Origin of the sequence: Aquibium carbonis (assembly GCF_003970795.1) — a bacterium.
Lineage (GTDB): Bacteria > Pseudomonadota > Alphaproteobacteria > Rhizobiales > Rhizobiaceae > Aquibium > Aquibium carbonis.
This window is the reverse complement of the sequence record NZ_RWKW01000054.1, coordinates 37,479-43,652: the sequence shown is the minus strand read 5'-3', so window position 1 is coordinate 43,652 and position 6,174 is coordinate 37,479. Positions and strand designations below refer to the sequence as shown.

Below are 6,174 nucleotides of genomic sequence, written 5' to 3'. Positions count from 1 at the left end.
TGGCCGCCGTGGCATTGCCCGCCATCCTGCCGGCGCAGCCGCGCGACCAGCGAACGGCCCCGCTCGCCGCCCCCCGGCCGTCCGAGCATCCGGCCTCCGCGCAAGCTTCGCTGGACAGACCGGCCACGCAAGAGCCCACCGATGGCCGGGACGGCGCGCAAACGGGCCAGGACAGGCGCGGCGAGCCGGCACCGCAGGCCCAGAAGAGTGCCAGGCCCACCCCCGAGATCGGCGACATGAAGGTCCGCGTGATCGGCGAAACGGTCATCCCGGCCCCCGGAGTGTCGCAAAATCAGCGCACCATCACGGATCTTGTCGCCACGATGGCCACCGATGGCGACTGGAAAGGCGCCCTGGAGCGGGCGACGGCCGCCCGAAAGGAGGCTGCAAGCGCCCCGATCGGGCCTGTCCGGGACCTTCGGATCCAGCTCAATCCGGCCGAACTGGGCTCCGTGGAGGCCCGCCTGAGGATCGTCGGCGAACAACTTTCAGTAGAAATACGAGTGGAGAATGGCGACGCCCTGCGGCGGCTTTCCTCGGAAAGGGATGCCATCCTGACGGCTCTTCGCGGGCTCGGCTTCGCGGTCGACGACGTCTCCATCCAGCAACAATCGACAACGTCCGGCCAGTCCCAGACCGCCCCCGGCAGCCGCCAGGGCGATGGCTCGGGGGAACTGTCCCAGGGGACCGGACGCGAGCGGCAAGGGGACGGCGAGGCGACGGGAAACCGCCGGCGCGACGTCGAACAGGGAGGTCAGAACGGCGATGCGCACACTCCTGCGGCGCGCCCTGCTGGTGGCGGTCTTTACATCTAGCGCGACGGCGACAGCCCTTGCCAATCCTTGCGAAGGTGAGATCCTGCGTGCCTCGAAGAAGTATGATGTCCCTGTCGGCATACTATATGCTGTGGGTCTCACCGAAACCGGCCACAAGGGAAGCCTTCAGCCCTATGCGCTGAACATCGAAGGCAAGGCCGTGTTCGCCCGCAGCGCCGCCGAGGCCGAACGGCACTTCGCTCAGGCGAGGCGCAATGGAAAAACGCTCATCGATCTCGGCTGCATGCAGATCAACCACCGCTACCATGCAGACGAGTTCGCCAGCGTGACGCAGATGCTCGACCCGCATCACAATGTCGACTATGCGGCCCGCTTCCTCGTCGACCTGAAACGGCGTCACAAGAGCTGGTCGCTCGCCGTGGCGCGCTATCATGCAGGCCCCAACAACGACCCCGCGCAGAAGCGATATGTCTGCCGCGTCATCACCAACATGGTTGCAACCGGCTTCGGACGTTGGACCCCCGAGGCAAGAAGTTTTTGTAACTCGTAGGTTGCATTCAAACCAGTCGGCCGAGCCTTCCCGTCCTGTGGAAAAGCTGTGGACAAACGCGAGACGGCGCCCGGCCTTTGTCCCAATTTTTAATATATAAAATCTTACCGTTGTCGGCGATTCCCGGCAACGGCTACCCCCTTTCCCAGCGGGCTTAGAGGCTGATTCGGGGGCGGACCGATGATTGTGATCGTTGATGAACGGGAACGGGTAAAGGAAGGGTTTACATCGCTTTTCGGAAGAGAAGGCGTGCCCACCACCGGCTTCCGCGCGAGCGAGTTTGGCGAGTGGGTGTCCAGCGCGGCCACCGAGGACCTCCAGTCGATCGGAGCCTTCCTGATCGGCGAGTGCGACGACCATCCCGTGTCGCCGCGGCTGCTGCGTGAGCGGACCGGCGCGCCGGTCATCGCGCTGTCGGACCAGCACTCCCTCGAGAACACGCTGAGGCTGTTCGAGTCGGGTGTCGACGACGTCATCCGCAAGCCCGTCCACATCCGCGAGATCCTCGCGCGGATCGCCGCGATCCGCCGCCGCGTCCATGACGAGGCCGCAAGCTGGACCGATCTCGGCGGGCTGCGCATCTTCATGAACGGCCGCGATCCGGAGATCAACGGCGAGGCGATGCCGCTGCCACGGCGCGAGCGTCGGATCCTCGAGTTCCTGGCGCAGAACCGCGGCCGCCGCGTGACCAAGACGCAGGTCTTCAATGCCATCTATGGCATCTTCGACGAAGAGGTCGAGGAGAACGTCATCGAGAGCCACGTCAGCAAGCTGCGCAAGAAGCTGCGCGAGCGGCTGGGGTTCGACCCGATCGATTCGAAGCGCTTCCTCGGCTACTGCCTGAACGTCTGAACGCCGTCCCGGTCGCCGCCATTGGCCCTGAAATCCGGGCCAACCGCCGGAACCGCAAGGATTTGTTAACCTTCGAGTACAGTTTCGCGCAAGTCCGGAAAGCTAGCCTGCGTATCGGGCGACGCTGGAAGCGAAGGGAATGTCGAATGAGCCTCTACGGGATGATGCGGACAGGGGTGTCCGGCATGCAGGGCCAGTCCAACCGGTTGGGTACGGTCGCCGACAACATCGCCAATGCCGGCACCAACGGCTACAAGAAATCGACCATCGAATTCTCCACCCTCGTGATCGGCTCGTCGGATGGCTACTATGCCTCGGGCGGCATCGTCAGCGACGTGCGCGCCTCCGTCTCGCGCCAGGGCGTCATCCAGTACACGCCCTCGGCGACGGACCTGGCGATCGAGGGCGCCGGCTTCTTCGTCGTCCAGGACGAATCCGGCCAGCCCTTCCTCACCCGTGCCGGCTCCTTCGTGCCCGACGACCAGGGACGGCTCGTCAACGCGGCCGGCTTCTATCTGCTGGGCTACAGCTTCGCCAACGGCGATCCGAGCCCCGTCGCCAACTCCTTCGCCGGCCTGGAGCCGGTCACCGTCGTCCAGCAGTCGATGTCCGCCATTCCCACCACGGCCGGCAGCATAGCCGCCAATCTTCCGGCCAATGCCAGCGAGGTCGATCCGGCGCTGCTGCCCTCCACCAACGCCGCCGGCGCCGAATACACCAACAAGACCTCGCTCGTGGTCTATGACAGCCTCGGCGGCGAGGTCCTGCTCGACATCTACTACTCCAAGACCGCCGATCACGAGTGGGAGATCACGGTCTTCAACCAGGCCGACGGCACCGCCAATACCGGCTTTCCCTATGCGTCCGGCCCCATCGCATCCGACATGCTGATCTTCGACGGCACCAATGGTCAGCTCGATGCGTCGAGCATCACCAGCCTCGCGATTCCGGTTCCCGGCGGCGAGACGCTGACGCTCAACCTGACCAAGATGAGCCAGCTGGCCACCAGCTACACCCCCGGCGAAGCCAATGTGAACGGCAGTGCGGCGGCAGCGGTCAAGGAAATCAAGATCGGCCAGGATGGCACCGTCTACGCCCGTTACGAGAACGGCACGATGCAGGCGCTCTACAAGATCCCGCTTGCCAACGTGCGCAGCCCCGACCAGCTGATCATCGGCTCCGGCAACGTCTTCAGCCAGAGCCCGAGTTCCGGCGACGTGTATCTGGGCTTTGCCGATTCCGGCGGACTCGGCTCCATCAGCTCCGGCGCGCTCGAGGCGTCCAACGTCGACATCGGCGAGGAACTGACCGCCATGATCGAGGCGCAGCGCAGCTACACCGCCAATTCGAAGGTGTTCCAGACCGGCTCCGAGCTGATGGACATCCTCGTGAATCTGAAGAGGTAAACCCGCATGCCCGGCCCGGAGAGTGGTGACGGATGTCGCTGACAACGGCGCTCAACATCGCCCAGAGCGCGTTGCTCGCGACGTCCAAGCGCACGAGCGTCGTCTCGCAGAACATCACGAACGCCGGCAATGCAGACTATGCCCGGCGAACGGCGGTCCTTGCGAGCACCGACGGAGGCGTGCGCGTCTCCGAAGTCCGTCGAGCAACCAACGATGCCCTGTTCAAGCAGAACCTGCGCGCCGCATCCGACTGGCAGGGCCAGCAGCGGCTCTTGTCCGGGCTCGACAACCTCGCCACGGCGGTGAACGGCACCAACAACGCCTCCTCGCCCACCACAGCGCTGGCCGCGTTGCGCGACGCGATCCAGCTCTATTCCGCCACGCCCTCGAGCTCCAACCTCGCAGAAGGTGCCATCGACGCCGCACGCCAGCTCGTCCGCTCCCTCAACGATGGCTCGGATGCGATCCAGAACATCCGCACCAGCGCCGATGTCGAGATCAAGGCGGCCGTCACGGACATCAACAAGCTTCTGGCCGATTTCGAGATCGCCAACAGGCAGGTCATCTCCGCGACCGCGACGGGTCGCGACCCCAACAGCTTCATCGACCAGCGCAACGCCATCCTCTCCGACATCGCGCAGTACATCCCGATCTCGACCTATTCGCGCGGCAATGACGACATGGTCATCATGACCGCCGACGGCGCAACCCTGTTCGAAACCATCCCCCGCCAGGTGACCTTCGAACCCACCGCCTCGTTCGGACCGGGCATGGTCGGCAATTCCGTCTATGTCGACGGCATCCCCGTCACCGCCGCGACGCAGGACGCCAGCGCCATTTCCGGCACTCTCGGCGCGCTGGTGAAGCTGCGCGACGACGTCGCCGTCACCATGCAGACACAGCTGGACGAGATCGCGCGCGGGGCCATCTTCGCCTTTGCCGAACTCGACCAGACGGGCGGCGGCGCGCCCGCCCTGGCGGGTCTCTTCACCTGGAGCGGCGGGCCGGACCTGCCGATCGACGGAGTGGTCACCCAGGGCCTCGCGTCGATGATCACCGTGAATGCCGCCTTCGACAGCGAGCAGGGCGGCGATCCGGTGCTTCTGCGCGATGGCGGCGCCAATGGCGGCGACTATGTCGCCAACACGCTGGGGGGCGCGTCCTTCGCCACCTTGCTGATCGGCCTGGCCGACCGTATCGACGCACCCATCGTCTTCGACACGTCGGCGGGCATCGCGGCCAATGTCAGCCTCGCCGAGTTCGGCGCGAATTCCATCGGCTGGATCGAAGGGTTGCGTCAGCAATCCTCCAGCGCCGCCCTCGGCGCCAGCGCCATGATGGTCCGAACCGCCGAGGCGCTGTCGAACGAGACAGGCGTCAACGTCGACACGGAAATGGCCCTGCTGCTCGACCTCGAACACGCCTACGAGGCGTCCGCCCGCATCATCAGCACGGTCGACCGGATGATGGCCGCCCTCCTGGAACTGGTGTGATAGCGCCATGAAGGTCAACTTCGTCTCCACCGATGCCATCCGAAACGCGCTTCGTTACTCCCTGACGAAGATGCAGACCGAACTGATCGCCGGACAGAAGGAGGTGCAGACCGGACGGGTCGCGGATCTCGGACTGTCGATCGGCGTGCGCACGGGAAAGGCCGTCACGCTGTCGCGCGACATCGTCCGGATGGAGACGATCGTCGGCACCAACTCGCTGGTCGCCTCGCGCCTCACCGCCACGCAGAACGCGCTCGGCCAGATCTCGGAGGGTTCCTCCACCTTCCTGTCGGCGCTCGCCGCCGCGGTGTCGGGCGACGCCGATCAGGCCACCACCCGCCAGGCCGCCGTGTCCATGCTCCAGTCGCTCACCGGCATCGTCAATTCGAGCTTCAACGGCGAGCACGTCTTTGCCGGCGTCAACACCGACGTCGTGCCGCTCGCAGACTATTTCGACGCCAGCGCACCGGGTCCGAAGGACGCCATCGACGCGGCATTCCTGGCCGAGTTCGGCTTCGCGGCGGACGACCCGGCCGCCGACGCGATTACCGCCGACCAGATGACCGCCTTCCTCGATGGGGCGCTCCGGGACGAGTTCTTCGGCTCCGGCTGGGAAACGAACTGGTCGTCCGCCTCCGACCAGGGCATCACCACCCGCATCGCGCTGAACGAAACCGCCGAGACCTCGGTCAGCGCCAATGTCGAGGGCATCCGCAAGCTGACGATGGCCGCGGCGATGGTCGCCAATCTCTTCAGCGGCGACTTGAACGATCAGGCTCTGATCGCCATCGCCGACAAGGCCGTCAGGATGGTGGGCGAAGCGCTGGGCGACATCGCCCAGACGCAGGCCCGCGTCGGCTTCACCGAACAGCGCATCAGCAATGCCACCGAGCGGGTCGAGATGCAGATCGACATCTTCAAGACCTTCCTGAACGAGCTCGAAGGCGTCGACCCCTACGAAGCGTCCACCCGCGTAAACGCGTTGATCTCGCAGATCGAAACCTCATACGCCCTTACTGCCCGGATCCAGCAACTGAGCCTCACCAGGCTGTTGTAAGGAACCGTGGCCGGCCCGGCCCGCAGCGAAAACGGAAGAA

Annotated in this window: 6 protein-coding genes; all 6 read left to right on the top strand. The window is 65.3% G+C overall.

The features are described 5' to 3' along the window. The coding region (gene fliK, locus EJC49_RS15185) for a flagellar hook-length control protein FliK (RefSeq protein ID WP_148106300.1) at positions 1 to 815 on the top strand (815 nt) is incomplete at its 5' end. After that, positions 766 to 1,326: a transglycosylase SLT domain-containing protein gene (locus EJC49_RS15180; RefSeq protein ID WP_126700785.1), complete on the top strand. Its 561-nt coding sequence runs from the start codon at positions 766 to 768 to the stop codon at positions 1,324 to 1,326. The genes fliK and EJC49_RS15180, both read left to right, overlap by 50 nt. A gap of 180 nt (positions 1,327 to 1,506) precedes the next feature. Further along, complete coding sequence (locus EJC49_RS15175; RefSeq protein ID WP_126700784.1) at positions 1,507 to 2,178, top strand: response regulator transcription factor; 672 nt, start codon at positions 1,507 to 1,509, stop codon at positions 2,176 to 2,178. Positions 2,179 to 2,324: 146 nt separating this feature from the next. Beyond that, positions 2,325 to 3,584 carry a flagellar hook protein FlgE gene (locus tag EJC49_RS15170; protein WP_126700783.1) on the top strand — a complete coding sequence of 420 codons (1,260 nt, stop codon included), beginning with the start codon at positions 2,325 to 2,327 and terminating at the stop codon, positions 3,582 to 3,584. A 32-nt stretch (positions 3,585 to 3,616) separates the two neighbouring features. Next, entirely contained in the window at positions 3,617 to 5,077 is a 1,461-nt protein-coding gene (flgK, locus tag EJC49_RS15165) for a flagellar hook-associated protein FlgK (protein ID WP_126700782.1), read from the top strand. Positions 5,078 to 5,084: 7 nt separating this feature from the next. After that, complete coding sequence (locus EJC49_RS15160; protein ID WP_126700781.1) at positions 5,085 to 6,134, top strand: flagellar hook-associated family protein; 1,050 nt, start codon at positions 5,085 to 5,087, stop codon at positions 6,132 to 6,134. The last annotated feature ends 40 nt before the right edge of the window (positions 6,135 to 6,174 follow it).

Coding starts and splice junctions, on each gene's coding strand:
- EJC49_RS15180 (WP_126700785.1), top strand. CDS start 766: ATGCGCACACTCCTGCGGCGCGCCCTGCTGGTGGCGGTCTTTACATCT.
- EJC49_RS15175 (WP_126700784.1), top strand. CDS start 1,507: ATGATTGTGATCGTTGATGAACGGGAACGGGTAAAGGAAGGGTTTACA.
- EJC49_RS15170 (WP_126700783.1), top strand. CDS start 2,325: ATGAGCCTCTACGGGATGATGCGGACAGGGGTGTCCGGCATGCAGGGC.
- flgK (WP_126700782.1), top strand. CDS start 3,617: ATGTCGCTGACAACGGCGCTCAACATCGCCCAGAGCGCGTTGCTCGCG.
- EJC49_RS15160 (WP_126700781.1), top strand. CDS start 5,085: ATGAAGGTCAACTTCGTCTCCACCGATGCCATCCGAAACGCGCTTCGT.